This window comes from Vibrio sp. YMD68 (assembly GCF_029958905.1).
GTDB lineage: Bacteria > Pseudomonadota > Gammaproteobacteria > Enterobacterales > Vibrionaceae > Vibrio.
The window spans coordinates 799,807-815,551 of the sequence record NZ_CP124613.1 but is presented as its reverse complement, the minus strand read 5'-3'; the positions used below and the strand labels follow the sequence as shown (position 1 = coordinate 815,551).

General features: G+C 44.9%; 13 protein-coding genes. 8 read left to right on the top strand and 5 right to left on the bottom strand.

Translation table 11 applies throughout. The annotated features are described in order from the left end of the window. Window positions 1-9: 9 nt before the first annotated feature. A complete protein-coding gene (locus tag QF117_RS03685) occupies window positions 10-1,224 on the bottom strand; it encodes a patatin-like phospholipase family protein (protein ID WP_282384716.1) in 1,215 nt (404 codons plus the stop codon). A gap of 490 nt (window positions 1,225-1,714) precedes the next feature. Between QF117_RS03685 and QF117_RS03680 the strand changes: the two genes are divergently transcribed. The 3 genes from QF117_RS03680 to QF117_RS03670 all read left to right on the top strand — a co-directional run bounded on the left by QF117_RS03680 (window position 1,715) and on the right by QF117_RS03670 (window position 5,798). Continuing rightward, the gene (locus QF117_RS03680; RefSeq protein ID WP_282384714.1) at window positions 1,715-2,953 is read left to right on the top strand and encodes an OFA family MFS transporter; all 1,239 of its coding nucleotides are present in this window, start codon (window positions 1,715-1,717) and stop codon (window positions 2,951-2,953) included. 287 nt (window positions 2,954-3,240) lie between these two features. After that, entirely contained in the window at window positions 3,241-5,595 is a 2,355-nt protein-coding gene (locus QF117_RS03675) for a fatty acid cis/trans isomerase (protein ID WP_282384712.1), read from the top strand. A 32-nt stretch (window positions 5,596-5,627) separates the two neighbouring features. Further along, window positions 5,628-5,798, top strand: a complete 171-nt coding sequence (locus QF117_RS03670; RefSeq protein WP_282384710.1) for a hypothetical protein — start codon at window positions 5,628-5,630, stop codon at window positions 5,796-5,798. A 187-nt stretch (window positions 5,799-5,985) separates the two neighbouring features. Here the strand turns inward: QF117_RS03670 and QF117_RS03665 are convergent, their stop codons facing one another. Both QF117_RS03665 and QF117_RS03660 read right to left on the bottom strand, forming a co-directional pair. Continuing rightward, a complete protein-coding gene (locus tag QF117_RS03665; protein WP_282384709.1) occupies window positions 5,986-7,284 on the bottom strand; it encodes a glycoside hydrolase family 18 protein in 1,299 nt (432 codons plus the stop codon). Between the two features lie 197 nt (window positions 7,285-7,481). Further along, the gene (locus QF117_RS03660; protein ID WP_282386140.1) at window positions 7,482-8,462 is read right to left on the bottom strand and encodes a sugar-binding transcriptional regulator; all 981 of its coding nucleotides are present in this window, start codon (window positions 8,460-8,462) and stop codon (window positions 7,482-7,484) included. Window positions 8,463-8,859: 397 nt separating this feature from the next. Here QF117_RS03660 and tal point away from each other — a divergent pair, with 397 nt between their 5' ends. The 3 genes from tal to QF117_RS03645 all read left to right on the top strand — a co-directional run bounded on the left by tal (window position 8,860) and on the right by QF117_RS03645 (window position 13,007). Then, the gene (gene tal / locus QF117_RS03655) at window positions 8,860-9,810 is read left to right on the top strand and encodes a transaldolase (protein ID WP_282384708.1); all 951 of its coding nucleotides are present in this window, start codon (window positions 8,860-8,862) and stop codon (window positions 9,808-9,810) included. An 89-nt stretch (window positions 9,811-9,899) separates the two neighbouring features. Beyond that, window positions 9,900-11,897: a transketolase gene (tkt, locus tag QF117_RS03650; RefSeq protein WP_282384707.1), complete on the top strand. Its 1,998-nt coding sequence runs from the start codon at window positions 9,900-9,902 to the stop codon at window positions 11,895-11,897. Window positions 11,898-12,047: 150 nt separating this feature from the next. After that, window positions 12,048-13,007, top strand: a complete 960-nt coding sequence (locus QF117_RS03645; protein ID WP_282384705.1) for a hypothetical protein — start codon at window positions 12,048-12,050, stop codon at window positions 13,005-13,007. A gap of 109 nt (window positions 13,008-13,116) precedes the next feature. On the opposite strand, the gene QF117_RS03640 is transcribed toward QF117_RS03645, so the two are convergent. Then, complete coding sequence (locus QF117_RS03640) at window positions 13,117-13,734, bottom strand: OmpA family protein (RefSeq protein WP_282384704.1); 618 nt, start codon at window positions 13,732-13,734, stop codon at window positions 13,117-13,119. A 209-nt stretch (window positions 13,735-13,943) separates the two neighbouring features. Here QF117_RS03640 and QF117_RS03635 point away from each other — a divergent pair, with 209 nt between their 5' ends. Then, the gene (locus QF117_RS03635) at window positions 13,944-14,567 is read left to right on the top strand and encodes a thiol:disulfide interchange protein DsbA/DsbL (protein ID WP_282384702.1); all 624 of its coding nucleotides are present in this window, start codon (window positions 13,944-13,946) and stop codon (window positions 14,565-14,567) included. A 10-nt stretch (window positions 14,568-14,577) separates the two neighbouring features. Continuing rightward, complete coding sequence (locus QF117_RS03630) at window positions 14,578-15,051, top strand: FKBP-type peptidyl-prolyl cis-trans isomerase (RefSeq protein ID WP_282384701.1); 474 nt, start codon at window positions 14,578-14,580, stop codon at window positions 15,049-15,051. An 85-nt stretch (window positions 15,052-15,136) separates the two neighbouring features. On the opposite strand, the gene QF117_RS03625 is transcribed toward QF117_RS03630, so the two are convergent. Next, window positions 15,137-15,739 carry a beta-phosphoglucomutase family hydrolase gene (locus tag QF117_RS03625; protein WP_282384699.1) on the bottom strand — a complete coding sequence of 201 codons (603 nt, stop codon included), beginning with the start codon at window positions 15,737-15,739 and terminating at the stop codon, window positions 15,137-15,139. Between the last annotated feature and the right edge of the window lie 6 nt (window positions 15,740-15,745).

Genomic DNA, 15,745 nt, shown 5'->3' with positions numbered 1-15,745 from the left:
GTTGATTAATTACGTTAATTGATTACGTTGATTGATAATGAACTCTTTCCCAGCCAACAAGCCTTGTTGGTAGTCGCTGAGAATGTCATCTTTCCCACTGAGTAGACCTCGACTTGAAAGTGGGCTTGCAGGTGTTATTTCATGAATAACGACACCTTCGGGAGGCCGATTCATGAATTCTTTGACCGATTCATGATTAAGGTAATGAGAGACTAGCATCTCCATTTTCTTTGAACTGCCCCCTGAAAAATGTCCCTTCTTCGATTGATCTTTCAGCAAATTAGCGAGCTTTTCTGCTTCTGGCACCCAACTAATATTACCTACTTTTTTTGATAATGAAGGGGTGGATAATGTAGGCATGGTTAATGAAGGGACAGCTAATGAAGGGTAATTTGACTTGACCCGTTCAACTGCTTGAGAAAACTGCTGATGAAATTCATTCAGTCGGGCGACATGGCCAACTAAGCCATACTTTTCGACAAACTGATCAATGCCGCTTTCTATGCCAAGGGAAAATGTCGAAGGCGGTTTGGGCTGCGATTGCTTTTGGTTATCCCATTGATTTTCATTAACCAGCAGCTTTTCATTGGCAAGCTGCCCTTCATTAACAAGTGGCGTTTCATTAACAATCGGCTCAGTGGTGATAACGACCAGTTCGGTAGCGCCACGTCGGTAGGCTTCGTGCACTGGAATCGTCGATGTAACTCCCCCATCTACCCATGTTGCGCCATCAAACTCAATGTCATCAAAATAGAGTACGGGAATCGCACTGGTTGCCCGTAAAATATCAAACCAGTTATCCTCAAAAATCGGATAGTAATAATCTTTGAGTTCTTCAACATGCGTCACACAGGCCAGCGCTTCTCTTTTTCGTCCAAGATGCCATTGTTCTAGTTTCTCTTTTCCTTGTTTGATGTCTAATGGAAACTCTCCACTTTCCACAAATTGAAACGCCCAATCCAGATCCATCGGCTGCTGTTTATTCACAAACTTATTGAAATCAAAAAAACGCTGATTCGTGGTGTAGTTCATTATAAAGTCGAGCGCCAGTCCTGTTTGACCAGCAATGAATGCCGCGATGTTTAACGCCCCAGCGGACGTACCCAAATAGATAGAAAACGGGTCATAATCTTCTCGCTTAAACTGATCCAGAACACCCGCAGCGAAGGCGCCTTTTTGGCCGCCCCCCTGAACCACTAAAGCACTTATTGTTGAATCAAGCATGAGAACCTCTATTTACTATTTCGGAAAACTAGATAGACCAATTTTCATGGTTTAACGGGAAACTATACACACATGAGCATATACATTAACGCACAATTGAGAAAGCTTAGCCTTTCTACTCTTAATGGCTAGATCACAGAGACGTTAATGACAGAGACTTTTCCACACTCGAGTGCATCAATATTATTTATACATTTTAAATTATTCATCAATTTTTAACAAAATAATGCTAAAACAAACGGTTACCCCTACAGATAGTACGTTACGTTGGTGTTGATAGCACCCATACCGAACACATAGTTGTAACAATTATTTCAATTGATTAACACATTGAAATTAAATGATTATTTGGTAAAGAAAGAGATTCCAATCACATTTATATTGGTTATAATCCGCGCTCTTTGCGGTAATTGTTGATAAACGCAAACTAATTTTGAATAAATACCTTTAATCACTTCCTCGATATGTCGAGGCAACACTGGAATAAATAATGAGCAAGATCGATAAAGCTATGCGTATCCTATTAGCGGGATTCTGTATCAACCTTTGTCTTGGCATCCTGTATGCTTGGAGTGTATTTAATAAAGCACTGGTTACTGACTTTGGTTGGAGCGCGGCGGATGCCTCTTCTCCGTACGCAATCGCCACCATTACTTTTTCTATCTGCCTGTTAATTGCTGGTATTCTTCAAGATCGAATGGGGCCACGTAAGATCCTCATCTTAGGTACTTTGCTGACTGGTCTTGGTATGATTGCTTCTGGCTTTGTTCACTCAGTACTCATGCTTAATATCACTTTTGGTGTCATCACTGGTGCAGGTATTGGTTTCGGCTATGCGTGTTTATCTCCTTCAGCAATGAAGTGGTTTCACCCATCGAAAAAAGGCATGGTTAACGGCTTAATTGCCGCTGGATTTGGCCTTGCTGCTATTTACTTGGCCCCTCTGACTTCAATGCTGATTACCGAGATGGGTATTAACACAGCATTCATGATTCTTGGTGCTGGCGTTTTACTGATCGCTGTTCCACTGGCTTGTACCATCAATAATCCACCAGAAGATTACGTTCCTGTTGCACCGAAAGTTAAGGCGGGTCAAGCGCCTCTTTCAGTTAAGAAGGCAAACGACATCAGCTGGAAAGCCATGCTCAAAACTCCTCAGTTTTATTCGCTTTGGGTGATGTACGCTTTTGCGGCGTCAGTTGGTTTGATGGTGATTGGTAACATTACTAATATCGCGAGCGTGCAAGCTAATTTGCCGAATGCGGTTTATTTGGCGTCTATTCTTGCTGTTTTCAACTCTGCTGGTCGTGTTGGCGCTGGTATGTTGTCAGACAAAATTGGTGGTGTTCGTACCCTTCTTCTGGCCTTTATCCTGCAAGGCATCAATATGGTGTTGTTTGCGACATTCGATTCTGAATTTACACTGATTATTGGTACTGCCATTGCGGCGGTTGGCTACGGTACTTTACTGGCTGTATTCCCGTCACTGACTGCGGAATATTACGGCCTAAAGAACTATGGTACCAACTACGGCGTACTGTACACAGCCTGGGGCATTGGTGGCGCACTAGGCGTTGCTGTTGTGGGTTACTCTATGTCTCATAATGGTGGTTACAGCCTGGCTTACACGATTTCTGCTGCAATGATGGCTGTTTGTGTTGTTCTAGCATTTGTTACTAAACCGGTGAAAGAAGTGTCTGCAGACCAATTACAGCCTGCAAGCGCGTAATCGTAATTTAGACCTAATTTTTTAAAATGGCCCGACCTTGTGTTGGGTCATTTTCTATCCGCCTGCAACCATTCCTTTTCCCCCTCGATACGAGTCCATCTTGCTATGCTTAATGGCTTAATGGCTTAGTGATTATGCTTAGTGGTTATACTTATGGCTAGATTTCCATGGTGAAAGTGACTTGATCAACGAGGAATGACTCACGTTGATGGGTAAGGTTCCTAGATTAAACCAGGCGATTTTTTGTTGTATACTGATAGATAGTTTTAATATCTTTCGGTAACAACATGAATTTTAGGAAGTTCCTTTTCTTAAGTTTTGTCGTCATTTTCTCAGGTTGTGCAACTTATGCAGGGCTTAACTACGATGAACTATTCGGTAAAGCGAGTGTTCAGCAACGGACGGTTAACCACGAGTCCGCACAAGCCAACTTTTTTCTTAATGAAGTCAAACCCATCATTGATAACCGCTGTGTTGTTTGCCACGCCTGTTACGACGCACCTTGCCAGCTAAAGATGTCGTCTGTCGAAGGGATAGATCGCGGAGCCAGTGACGCTCTGGTGTACCAAGGTACACGCTTAACCGCGGCTCAGCCGACGCGACTGTTTGAAGACGCGCAATCAACCGAGCAATGGCGATCTTTCAGTTTTCACCCAATCCTCAATGAGCGTGATCAAACCCCCACGGCAAATATTCAAGCAAGTTTGATTTCTCGTATGCTTATGCAAAAAGAAAATCACCCACTGCCCGATCAAAAGCAATTGGAGGGGTTTGATTTTGCCATTGATCGACTGCAAGAGTGCCCTTCTATTGAAGAGTTCGATAAATATGAGCAAGACTTCCCGACCTGGGGAATGCCCTACGGACTCCCTAATCTCAGTGGTCATGAATACAGTACCCTGATGGCATGGGTTGAGAACGGCTCAATCATGAACGTCCCTCTTCCATTGTCCAGGGCGGAACAAAGTAAGATTGCGGAATATGAAACCTTTCTCAATAAAGATGATCTGAAAAGTCAGCTATCGGCACGATACATTTACGAACACCTTTTTCTTTCTCATCTTTATTTTTCGGAACTCGCTGGTAGCCCTCGTTACTTTAATCTGGTGCGTTCCTCGACTCCACCAGGAGAGGTCGTTCAACGTATTGTGACTCGAAGACCTTATGATAACCCAGGGGTCGATCGTGTTTACTATCGATTGATTCCAGAGCAAGGAACGACGGTAAGCAAAACCCACTTGCCCTTTGAATTGAATAGCGCTCGCTTAGAAAATTGGCAAGCCTGGTTCGCCGATGAAAGTTACAGCGTCACTAATCTACCAAGTTACCAAATTGGTGTTGCCGCGAACCCTCTGACCGCTTTCTTTGATTTGCCTGTTCGTTCACGGTTTAAATTCATGGTCGACACCGCTCAAAACACCATTGGCGCGTTTATAAAAGGTCCCGTTTGTCGTGGTCAGCTCGCGCTCAACGTGATTAACGACCGTTTCTGGGTGATGTTTATTGATCCTGACAAATCTAATCTTCCTGAAATCAACGAATTCTATCAGTCGCAAGTCAATAATTTACGACTTCCCTCGGAGCTTGATAGTACAACAGTCCCTGTTGTCAGTTGGGTAAAATACTCACGTCAACAAGCGCGCTATTTAGAAGCAAAATCCACATTCATTAACGATTGGTTTAATCAGGGGGAGTACTTAACCACCGACATTCTTTGGCAAGGTGATGGCAGTAATCAAAACGCGGCTCTTACGATTTTTAGGCATTTTGATAGCGCCTCTGTGGTCCAAGGGTTAGTCGGACACCCGCCCAAAACCGCGTGGGTACTCGATTATGCACTTCTTGAAAGAATCCATTATCTTCTGGTTGCAGGCTTTGATATTTACGGTAACTTTGGCCACCAGCTGATCACTCGTATGTTCATGGATTTTCTTCGACTTGAAGGGGAAACGAATTTTATTTCTCTATTGCCACGAGAGGTTCGCCATATCGAGCATTCGAGCTGGTATCAAAACCAAAGTAGCGACTTGAGTGATTTTTTCCAGCGTAATATCCGTCCATTTGACCAACAGAGCCTCGTTCCGTATCAGACGACGGATTACAAAAACGAGTTGTACGATATTCTACAGACCCAACTTGGCCCTGTACTCAATACTCGATACAACATAGAACAAAGCGATCTATCAACGAATAACGAGCGTCTGCTTAATTCAGTTAATGGCGTTAAAGGGAATGGTGTCCAGTTTCTTCCAGAGATCATAATGATGATTGTTGAGACAGAGACAGGCAAAGATGAGGTATTTACTATCTTGCGTAATGCCGCCCACACGAACATTTCGAGTTTGTTTAACGAAGAGAGTAACCGAGATTTTGGCAATGACGACCTAACCTTAGTGAAAGGTATTATTGGAAGCTATCCGTCAGCGTTTCTTCTTGTCGGTGAAAAAGAAGTTCCTGATTTAGTGAAAAGACTGTCCACCCTTAAAACGGAAGAGGACTACATTAAGTTACTGGATCAATTTGCTATTCGACGAAGTGACCCTAACTTCTGGCCGTTCAGTGACCGTCTACACGCTTGGTACCAGAAAAATCAGCCTATCGAATTTGGATTGCTTGACTACAATAGATTTGAGAACAAATAAATCCGTTCGATAATATGTTTAGGAGGTGGGTCATGGCACTAAAGGATAGTATCGAGGCATTGGAGCAGCAGATTTATATCGCTTGCTCTGAAGCTGATTACGATACCGTGAACATGCTAGAGCATCAGTTAGAGGTGCTAAGAGATCGCGCCGAGCACCCCTTTGACGATGACCCTAACGCACTGAGTGATCACTCACCCTAAACTAAGTGAATGTTCGCCGTGTGCGAAAAATACGAAAAGGAAAGGAAGTGAGAACGTGCTTCATTCAGCGCCTAGTTCTTAGATAATGAGATGTACTAGACAAGCCCGCAACGAAATAACACCCTACGACAGGGTGTTATTTTTGTTTCTAGCCGCTTTTAATAAAGCCGCTACTTTAATAAAACGGCTACTTATTCATCTGATCATGCATCGCGTCCACGAGATTCCCAGAAGGGTCCCCTGACAGCTCCCAAGTAAAGATACCGCCTAACTTAGCTGATTTAGCCCAGTCGGCCTTTGCTCGAATAGAGCGTTCATCTTCAAACGAGATAAACACTTTTTCCTTGTCATTCCACAAGTACGGCGCTTGGGCTTGCTCGTCATATAAATAGCTGTAGCCTTGCTTGTCACTGTAGTTTTTCATCAAATCCCAGAACATAAAGTACCCATTTTCACCGGTACCAAATTCAGCGCCTTTTTCAGAGACTAGGTCTGATGAAGGCAATCCGCCTTGATAGTCTTTTGTTCCTTGCCAACCTCGGCCATAAAACGCGGCACCCAGAACCAGTTTCTCACTTGGAATGCCCGCCTCGATCATTTGGTTGATGAACACATCAGCGCCCATCCCCCACCAACTTCTCTCTGTTGCGTGAAGGTTAGTCAGATGTCCCGTTTGTTGCCCCCAACCTCCTAAGAAGTCGTAGGTCATCGCAAACATATTGGTTAAATATGGCGCCGCACTCGCCCAGTCAATTTGAGTTGCTTTCGGGCCGACACCCACTGCCGTAGACAGCTCGTACTCTCGTTGAGTCGATTTAGAGAGCGTATCGAGATCCTGACGAAGGGTTTTCACTAAATAGGTAAAGGCTTCTCGCTCTTGGGCTTTTTGTTCATCATTGAGCTTCGTGTCCGGATTCCAAGGCGATGTCGTCAGCCCGCCTCCACCAGGATATTCCCAATCGAGATCGATGCCATCAAAGAACGCATATTGCTCTATAATTTCGACCGCTGTTTTCGAGAACTGTTGCATGGCTTTAGGGTCTTTCGCCATGGCGTGAAAGGGTTCAGACATCGTCCAGCCGCCAAATGACGGTAAAATTTTGATTGAAGGGTTGTCTTTTTTAAGCTGTGCCAACTGCGCAAAGTGGCCTTTGTAGTTAACATCGACGTCTACATCACCAAAGTCATGTTGCAGGGCGGCTTGATTATCAACAATAATCGCACTAAACGGGGCCTTACCCTCACACGCTTTCGCGACCTGATCTTGAACGGCACTCGACGCGCCAGTATGAGGGCCACACATACTTAAAAAGGCGTAGATAATGTGAGTCAATTTATCGGCGGGAATGTCTTTCACCGTATAAGGGTTTTGCTCTTTGTTATATTGCCAGTCGGCAAAGTAACCCGCCACGACGGGCTCATTTGCACTTACCGATGAAACAGAGAATGCAGACAACATAGCCAGCGTTGTTAGTGTTTTTTTCATTTGTAACCTCCTGTTATTTGGTTACAAAATAGTCATTGGCTATTTATTTAGCACTTGAAGTAAATCGGGCTGCGAGTCACCGCCCACTAATCGTTGTAATGATGCAATATTTTTAGCGTTCAGATCAAAACTGGCGACTTTGAGTCATTCATAAGCCTATCTTATTACTCTAAAACCCGCTTTACAGCGATAGGCTGCTACCTCATCTGTTCGTCAAGATTCAATACCGTGAGCGCATTGCTCACACTGGTCGCAATAACGTCCACCACTCCTGTCCTTAATGCACCAAGTAATGCTAAGGGTTTTGAGTTTTCAGCCGCAATGGCAATAACTTCCGCAATCGGGCGAAATTCTTCAATACCTAAGCCGATGACTCGGTCACTCATGACGGTAATTGCGACCTTTCCGTGAATATCGAAGAAATCATAACCCGCAAAATCGCCAACAACGCCTTGTGTCAAACGCGACTGAACAACCTCATCAGTGCTAAACCAGCCTAAGTCGACCATATAGCTATTTTCACTCATGTCACCAATACCGACCAACGCGACATCGGCTTTACGCGCAAGATCGAGGGTCTGCTTTACCGTCGCATTTTGCATAAACGCTTTCTTTTGATCTGGGTTCTCAGCATAAGCAGGGGCGTAGAGCGATTCCGACGAACCGCCATATTTCTTGGCGAGCTGACGGCAGATGTGGTCCGCGTTAAACATCCCCCCTCTTGGGTGAATGCCTCCAATACCACAAACGAATTTACAATCTCGGGGGGTAATAACACCAACATGGTGTGCAACGGAAGAGACGTTTCTTCCCTGCCCAACAGCAACGACCATGCCATTTTTTAACGAGCTGGTCAGATAGTTTGATACTAAGCCTGCGACCTGCTCACGTTGCAACTCTTCACTGGGCTGATCCAACGCGATTAACGCCCGGCTCACACCAAAACGTTCGATTAAGCGCTGCTCTATCTTGGCACTAAAAACAGGGTGGTATTTGACGGTAATATCAACAATCCCTTCATCACGCGCCTGTTTTAACAACCGGCCCACTTTTGCTCGTGATATTGAAAATTTTCGCGAAATTTCTTCTTGGGTGGCCCCATCTTGATAATACGCTACGGCAATTTCCGTCAGTAAGTTAGTTACTTCGAGTGAGATATCTTGAGTATTTTGCACAATGATTCCTACGCTATGAGATCACCCCCTGATTCTAAGTGAACCTCACACTACAGCGCAAGCATTTGCTCGTTAGCATTACAAATGTTCAATGTGTTTTTTCCATCGTTGCGACCCATAGAAAACTAAGCAAACGTTTATACCGCCACTACATCCAATGATATAAATAAATTTCATGACAACATTCACTTTATATGGCTCATAACAATTGACAATATTTCAGAATACGATAATTATGATTACATCAATTACTCATGCAATGAGCATGCGCTCAAGAGCACTTGCACACGGCATAAAAATTTAGATCTGATGCAAAGAAATGAGTTCTTCGTGTCACATGCTTGCTGAACCCTTTCAATCGCCCAATGGCGAACGAAGCCCAAAAATAGGATGAATGATTATGAGCAATAAGTTAGAGCAACTTCGTAAACTGACGACAGTTGTAGCCGACACTGGTGATATCGAAGCGATCGCAAAATACACGCCAGAAGATGCAACAACTAACCCGTCTCTTATTCTTAAGGCGGCTCAAATTGCTGAGTACGCGCCTCTGATTGACGCTTCTATCGAATACGCTAAAGCTCAAAGCGATGACAAAGCACAGCAAGTTCAAGACACTTGCGACATGCTGAACGTCAATATCGGTAAAGAAATTCTGAAAGTTGTCCCTGGCCGTATCTCTACTGAAGTCGATGCCCGTCTTTCTTACGATATGGAAGGCAGTGTTGCTAAAGCCCGTCAACTTATCAAAATGTACAATGACGCTGGTATCACTAACGACCGCATCCTAATCAAACTGGCTTCTACTTGGGAAGGCATCCGCGCGGCTGAAACCCTAGAGAAAGAAGGCATCAACTGTAACCTAACGCTTCTATTCTCTTTCGCTCAAGCTCGTGCTTGTGCTGAAGCTAACGTATTCCTAATTTCTCCTTTCGTTGGTCGCATCATGGACTGGTACAAAGCGAAAGAAGGTCGTGATTTCGAAGCATCAGAAGATCCAGGTGTCATCTCTGTTTCAGATATTTACAACTACTACAAAGACCACGGTTACAAGACGGTTGTTATGGGCGCAAGCTTTCGTAACATCGGTGAGATCCTTGAACTTGCGGGTTGTGACCGTCTGACTATCGCTCCTCAACTTCTAGCCGACCTAGAAGCTGCTGAAGGTGAAGTAGTAGAGAAGCTCATTGACTCTAACGGTACTAAAGAGCGCCCTGCTGCCATGACTCACGCTGAGTTCCTATGGGATCACAACCAAGACCCAATGGCTGTAGAGAAGCTGGCTGAAGGCATCCGCAACTTCGCCGTTGACCAAGGCAAGCTAGAAGACATGATTGCCGCTAAGCTGTAGTCGCTAAGAATTAAAAAAGGGGAACGTTTGCGTTCCCCTCTTCATATCAAATTATCTATTTCAAACTTTAACTCTATTTGGAAGCAATTATGACTCAATCTAGAAAGCATCTTGCTAACGCTATCCGCGCACTCAGCATGGATGGTGTACAACAAGCAAACTCTGGCCACCCAGGCGCACCTATGGGTATGGCTGATATCGCTGAAGTGCTTTGGCGCTCGCATCTAAACCACAACCCATCAAACCCAGAATGGGCTGACCGCGACCGTTTTGTGCTGTCTAACGGCCACGGTTCAATGTTGATTTACTCTTTGCTTCACCTAGCGGGTTACGAGCTTTCTATCGAAGAGCTGAAAAACTTCCGTCAGCTACACTCTAAAACACCTGGTCACCCAGAATACGGTTACGCACCGGGTATCGAAACAACAACCGGTCCACTTGGCCAAGGCATTACTAATGCAGTCGGTATGGCGTTAGCCGAGAAAACCCTCGCGGCGCAATTCAACAAAGAAGGCCACGACATCGTTGACCACTATACCTATGCATTCATGGGCGATGGCTGTCTGATGGAAGGTATCTCTCATGAGGCGTGTTCTCTTGCTGGTACTCTTGGCCTTGGTAAGTTGGTTGCTTTCTGGGATGACAACGGCATCTCTATCGATGGTGAAGTTGAAGGTTGGTTCTCTGACGATACGCCTAAGCGTTTTGAAGCTTATGGCTGGCACGTTATTCCTGCGGTTGATGGTCACGATGCTGACGCAATCAATGCGGCCATCGAAGCGGCTAAAGCAGACCCTCGCCCGACCCTTATCTGTACGAAAACGGTTATCGGCTTTGGTTCTCCAAACAAATCAGGAACGCACGACTGTCACGGTGCACCTTTAGGCGCTGAAGAAATTGCAGCAACACGTAAACAATTAGGTTGGGAGCACGGTCCTTTTGAAATTCCGTCGGAAGTTTACTCAGAGTGGGATGCGAAAGAAGCAGGCGCAGCTAAGGAAGCAGCGTGGAACGAGAAACTTGCAGCTTATGAAGCAGCATACCCAGAATTGGCAGCAGAATTCAAACGCCGAGTAAACGGTGAGCTTCCTGCACAGTGGGAAGAAAAAGCCTCAGCAATCATCGCTGATCTTCAAGCTAACCCAGCAAACATCGCTTCACGTAAAGCGTCTCAAAACGCGCTAGAGTCTTTCGGCGCCATGCTACCTGAATTCCTAGGTGGATCTGCGGACCTAGCACCTTCTAACTTGACTATGTGGTCTGGCTCTAAGTCGCTAACCGCTGAAGATTCATCAGGTAACTACATCCACTACGGCGTTCGTGAGTTCGGTATGACAGCGATCATGAACGGTATTGCACTGCACGGTGGATTCGTACCGTATGGCGCAACGTTCCTAATGTTCATGGAATACGCTCGTAACGCAATGCGTATGGCAGCTCTGATGAAAATTCAGAACATCCAAGTTTACACGCACGATTCTATCGGTCTTGGCGAAGATGGTCCTACTCACCAACCGGTTGAGCAGATCGCTTCTCTACGTCTGACTCCAAACATGAGCACATGGCGCCCATGTGACCAGGTTGAATCAGCCGTGGCGTGGAAACTGGCGATTGAGCGAAAAGATGGTCCTTCTGCACTTATCTTCTCTCGTCAAAACCTTGCACAGCAAGATCGTGACGCAGAGCAAGTTGCTAATATCGCTAAGGGTGGTTACATCCTGAAAGATTGTGAAGGCAAACCTGAACTCATCATCATTGCAACCGGTTCTGAAGTTGAGCTAGCGGTTAACGCGGCTGCTGAACTCACCGCTGAAGGCAAAAAAGTACGCGTCGTCTCTATGCCTGCTACTGACGCGTTCGACAAGCAAGATGCACAATACCGTGAATCTGTACTGCCATCTGACGTAACAGCACGTATCGCGGTAGAAGCTGGCATCGCTGACTTCTGGTACAAGTACGTTGGCTTCGGTGGCAAGATCATCGGCATGACTACGTTCGGCGAATCTGCACCAGCAGGCGAGCTATTCAAGATGTTCGGTTTCACGACTGAGAATGTTGTGAAGACAGCAAAAGAGATTCTAGCGTAATCACTTTCGAATTTCAGATACTGAATATTCAGACATTGCATATTTAGATAATGAATGTTTATATGATCAAAGCCTCTGCATACCTGATGTAGAGGCTTTTTTTTAACACAGCATTCTACATAACCAAAATAGAGTTAAGGAACGACGACCATGCAGCCTGTACGATTATTCTTCAAAGAGCTTGTTCGAGACATCTTTGACGTCACCTTCACTCTATTCAAAATAATGATCCCGATTATCATTGCCATTAAAGTCATCGAAGAGCTAGGCGGTATTGTGATACTCAGCGCATGGCTCAGCCCCATCATGGAATTCGTAGGTTTACCTAAAGAATTAGGACTGGTTTGGGCAACCACTATGCTCACCAACATCTATGCTGGGCTGATTGTTTTCGTCAATTTAGATATGCAGTTAACGGTTGCTCAAGTCTCCATTCTTGGCAGCATGATGCTTCTGGCTCACTCTCTACCCATTGAAGCGGCGATTGCAAAAAAGGCAGGCGTCAGTTTATTTGCAACACTTTTTATCCGAATTGGAGGCGGTTTATTCTTAGCATGGTTGCTGAATCTCACCTATCAAACTGGCGGTTTTCATACTCAGCAAGCGGTCACATTGTGGCAACCTGATGCCATAACTGACACAAGCTACTTAACATGGGTTGTCAGTCAGGTGAAAAATTTTGCGGTTATCTTCGTGGTAATTTCAGCGCTGTTACTGTTGTTAAAAGTACTCAAACTATTGGGTATAGAGAAACTCATGGCATTCATGCTGAGACCTTTCTTACGTATTCTAGGCATCAGCAAAGAAGCCACCAATTTGACCATTATTGGTGTCACACTCGGGCTTTCATTTGGCGGGGGGCTACTCATCAATGAAGCAAAACGGGGCCATATTGCCGCTCGTGATGTCTTTACCGCAATCATGTTACTGAATCTCCTCCATAGTTTAATCGAGGACACGCTATTAATATTGCTCATTGGCGCGGACTTCTACACCATATTTTGGGGGCGGCTGATATTTTCGGTGGTGGTTGTCGCACTAATATCATTAGGGCTTAGACGATTCAGCGATAAGACTTGTGAGAAATACTTTTACCGCAGCGTTACCTAACGCAAACACTTGAATGGGGCAGGTTTAGCATTGAAGTATGCTTTCTCTCGCCCTGACTCATGAGGCAAATGATTGAATAAAGTATCGGTCGATGTCCCGCCTTTCCTAATTAGTTGTTAGACACAACAAACAAAACTTCAACTCGTCGATTACACGCTTTCCCAGCGGTGGTTTTGTTAGTACAAGCAGGGACATATTCACCGTAACCCCGAGTGAAAATAGAGTCCATTGCGACATTGTTTTTGATCAGCGTTTGCTTAACTTGCTTGGCTCGTCTTAATGAGAGGCCATCATTGAACGTTGGCGCACCCGTGCTGTCTGCATGACCATCAATGACAATATCGATACCTGGGTCATTAGCAAGATACTCGCCCATCATACCCAACCAATAAGAAGAATCTGGTGACACTTTCGCGGACCCCGTTTCAAACTTGATCGTATCTTTAAGCTTCACCATCACGTGATTTCCGGGTAAGACTTCGTAGTCGACACCGTGTTTCAACAAAAAGCTTTGCAGTGAACTATAACTAGTGGTGCGCTGTTGACCCATCGGTCCTTTGACATCCGCTGTGGATAATCGCGGGGCTTTATTCCACTGGGGGTATCGCAAGTCAACGTCACTTTTGGGCGCGACATCAAGCATATTATCACCCATCATGGTCAATTCTGGGGGTAACGTGCCACATCCAGTGAGTATTAGTAATATCGGTAAGGCGAAATACTTCATAACGGTATCATCTCATCTTTGATCAAACGCTTCATGCTCCTTAAAGTATATCGACCAATAACGGCAAACTTTAATAAATCTCTTAAGTTTATTCGCCTCCTATCGTTCTAAATAACCAGCAAAAATAGCTCGATAGGTTTATATTTTCGTTTTCGTTGAGCGAAGTAAAGGTTAGAATCTTGTTACTTAAACAGATTGGGCTCTACCCTATGAAAAAAACATCGTCGTTGTTTGTGATCGCTTTTATTGCAATTATCTCACTCGTTGGCTGCTCAGAAAACTCAACACCGACTGAAGGTAAACAGTTTGCCTACTTGCCGGTTAACCTATCTGAGTATGGGCTTTCCCCCGTCACAGAGGTGTTTTCCCTAACCTGCGGACACTGTCGAAAAATGGAGGCAGTCATCCCTGAACTTGAAACGGCGATAGGTCAAAGCATTGGAAAAATACACGTTACCTTCAATGAAAGTGCACAAATTGCTGCCATGATTTATTACAGTGCACAGCTGCAACTAAATGCGACGCCTGATCACGCCATGATGGATGAGCTATTTGCGGCCGTTCAGCTCGGTGAAGGTGCCACATTAGAAGAGCGCAAACTTGCGATTGATTCTGCGTTTGAATCGAGAAATCTCGTCAGTCCTTATGACTTAGGGGAAGAGATGCAAAAAGAGCTATTTAAGCGGCTAGAGTTTTCTCAAGATGTCTCGGTAAAAGGACAAATCAACTCAGTGCCGACTTTCATTGTCAGTGGTAAGTACATCATCTTGACTCAAGGTCACAGCGATGTTCAAAGTATTGCAAACACAATCAATTATTTAGTAGAACAATAATAGGACCATCATGAGTAAATTAATCATTCCCATTGCTATCGTTTTATTGGCGGTATTTTTTATTTACCGCACATGGAACAACGGCAAACTGGCCGAAGAGAACCAAGTGAAAGGGGCAGCGTTTCTCTCTGAAAACAGCACCAAAGATGGCGTCATCACGACGGAAACCGGCCTTCAGTACCAAGTGCTTCAAAAAGGGACAGGAGAAGAACACCCTACGGCGACAAGCCGAGTCAAGGTTCACTACCATGGGACTCTCATTGATGGCACCGTGTTTGACAGCTCTGTCGAACGCAATGAGCCTATCGCTTTCGGTCTTAACCAGGTGATCAAAGGCTGGACGGAAGGTGTTCAGTTGATGGTAGAAGGCGACAAATTCCGTCTGTTCGTGCCTAGTGATCTCGGTTACGGAAAAGGCGGAACGGGCCCTATTCCTCCTGCATCGGTTTTGATTTTCGATGTTGAGTTGCTGGAAATTCAATAGACAATAAATGAAAGAAGAGCCAAGTATCATACTCGGCTCTTCTATCTGTATTCGTCACTACCACTCTGTTTGTTTCAGCGGTTACCTAGTTCATTACAGGGTAAAAAACCAACGTATCTTGTTCCACCATAATACAATCCATTCCAGCTGCGTGCGCCGCCGCTTTACCTAATGCAGTATCTTCAAAAACCACACACTGATCTGCCGCTAACCCTAAATGTTCGGCCGCGAGTAAGAACGTATCAGGCTCCGGTTTATGGTTAACCACATCGGTTGCCGATACGACACAATCTAGCTTAGGTAAAAGGCCAGCTTTATCTAACAACCTAAGTGCACTCTTGCGTTGGCTTCCCGTCCCGACAGCGAGCTTCTTTTTACCATAATAGCGTTGCAATACCTCCACGGTACAAGGGATAACCTCGCCTTGTTCTGGAGTATTAGCGAACGCGTCCATTTTATACGCCGCGATTTCCAAAGCGTCGAGATTAAGTCCATGCTTTCGATTGATCTCAGCTACAATTTTATAGCTAGGCATACCACCTAGGCTGTTCAACCACTCTCGGGTGAAAGGGAAATCAAAGTGGATAGATGTTTTCTCCCAAGCATCAAGGTGTGCTGGCATCGTATCAATCAGCGTTCCATCCATATCAAAAATAAGACCTTGATACTTCTCTAAATCAATGTACATTCTCGT

Coding starts and splice junctions, on each gene's coding strand:
- QF117_RS03640 (WP_282384704.1), bottom strand. CDS start 13,734: ATGAAGTATTTCGCCTTACCGATATTACTAATACTCACTGGATGTGGC.
- QF117_RS03670 (WP_282384710.1), top strand. CDS start 5,628: ATGGCACTAAAGGATAGTATCGAGGCATTGGAGCAGCAGATTTATATC.
- tal (WP_282384708.1), top strand. CDS start 8,860: ATGAGCAATAAGTTAGAGCAACTTCGTAAACTGACGACAGTTGTAGCC.
- QF117_RS03665 (WP_282384709.1), bottom strand. CDS start 7,284: ATGAAAAAAACACTAACAACGCTGGCTATGTTGTCTGCATTCTCTGTT.
- QF117_RS03625 (WP_282384699.1), bottom strand. CDS start 15,739: ATGTACATTGATTTAGAGAAGTATCAAGGTCTTATTTTTGATATGGAT.
- QF117_RS03680 (WP_282384714.1), top strand. CDS start 1,715: ATGAGCAAGATCGATAAAGCTATGCGTATCCTATTAGCGGGATTCTGT.
- QF117_RS03685 (WP_282384716.1), bottom strand. CDS start 1,224: ATGCTTGATTCAACAATAAGTGCTTTAGTGGTTCAGGGGGGCGGCCAA.
- tkt (WP_282384707.1), top strand. CDS start 9,900: ATGACTCAATCTAGAAAGCATCTTGCTAACGCTATCCGCGCACTCAGC.
- QF117_RS03635 (WP_282384702.1), top strand. CDS start 13,944: ATGAAAAAAACATCGTCGTTGTTTGTGATCGCTTTTATTGCAATTATC.
- QF117_RS03630 (WP_282384701.1), top strand. CDS start 14,578: ATGAGTAAATTAATCATTCCCATTGCTATCGTTTTATTGGCGGTATTT.
- QF117_RS03675 (WP_282384712.1), top strand. CDS start 3,241: ATGAATTTTAGGAAGTTCCTTTTCTTAAGTTTTGTCGTCATTTTCTCA.
- QF117_RS03645 (WP_282384705.1), top strand. CDS start 12,048: ATGCAGCCTGTACGATTATTCTTCAAAGAGCTTGTTCGAGACATCTTT.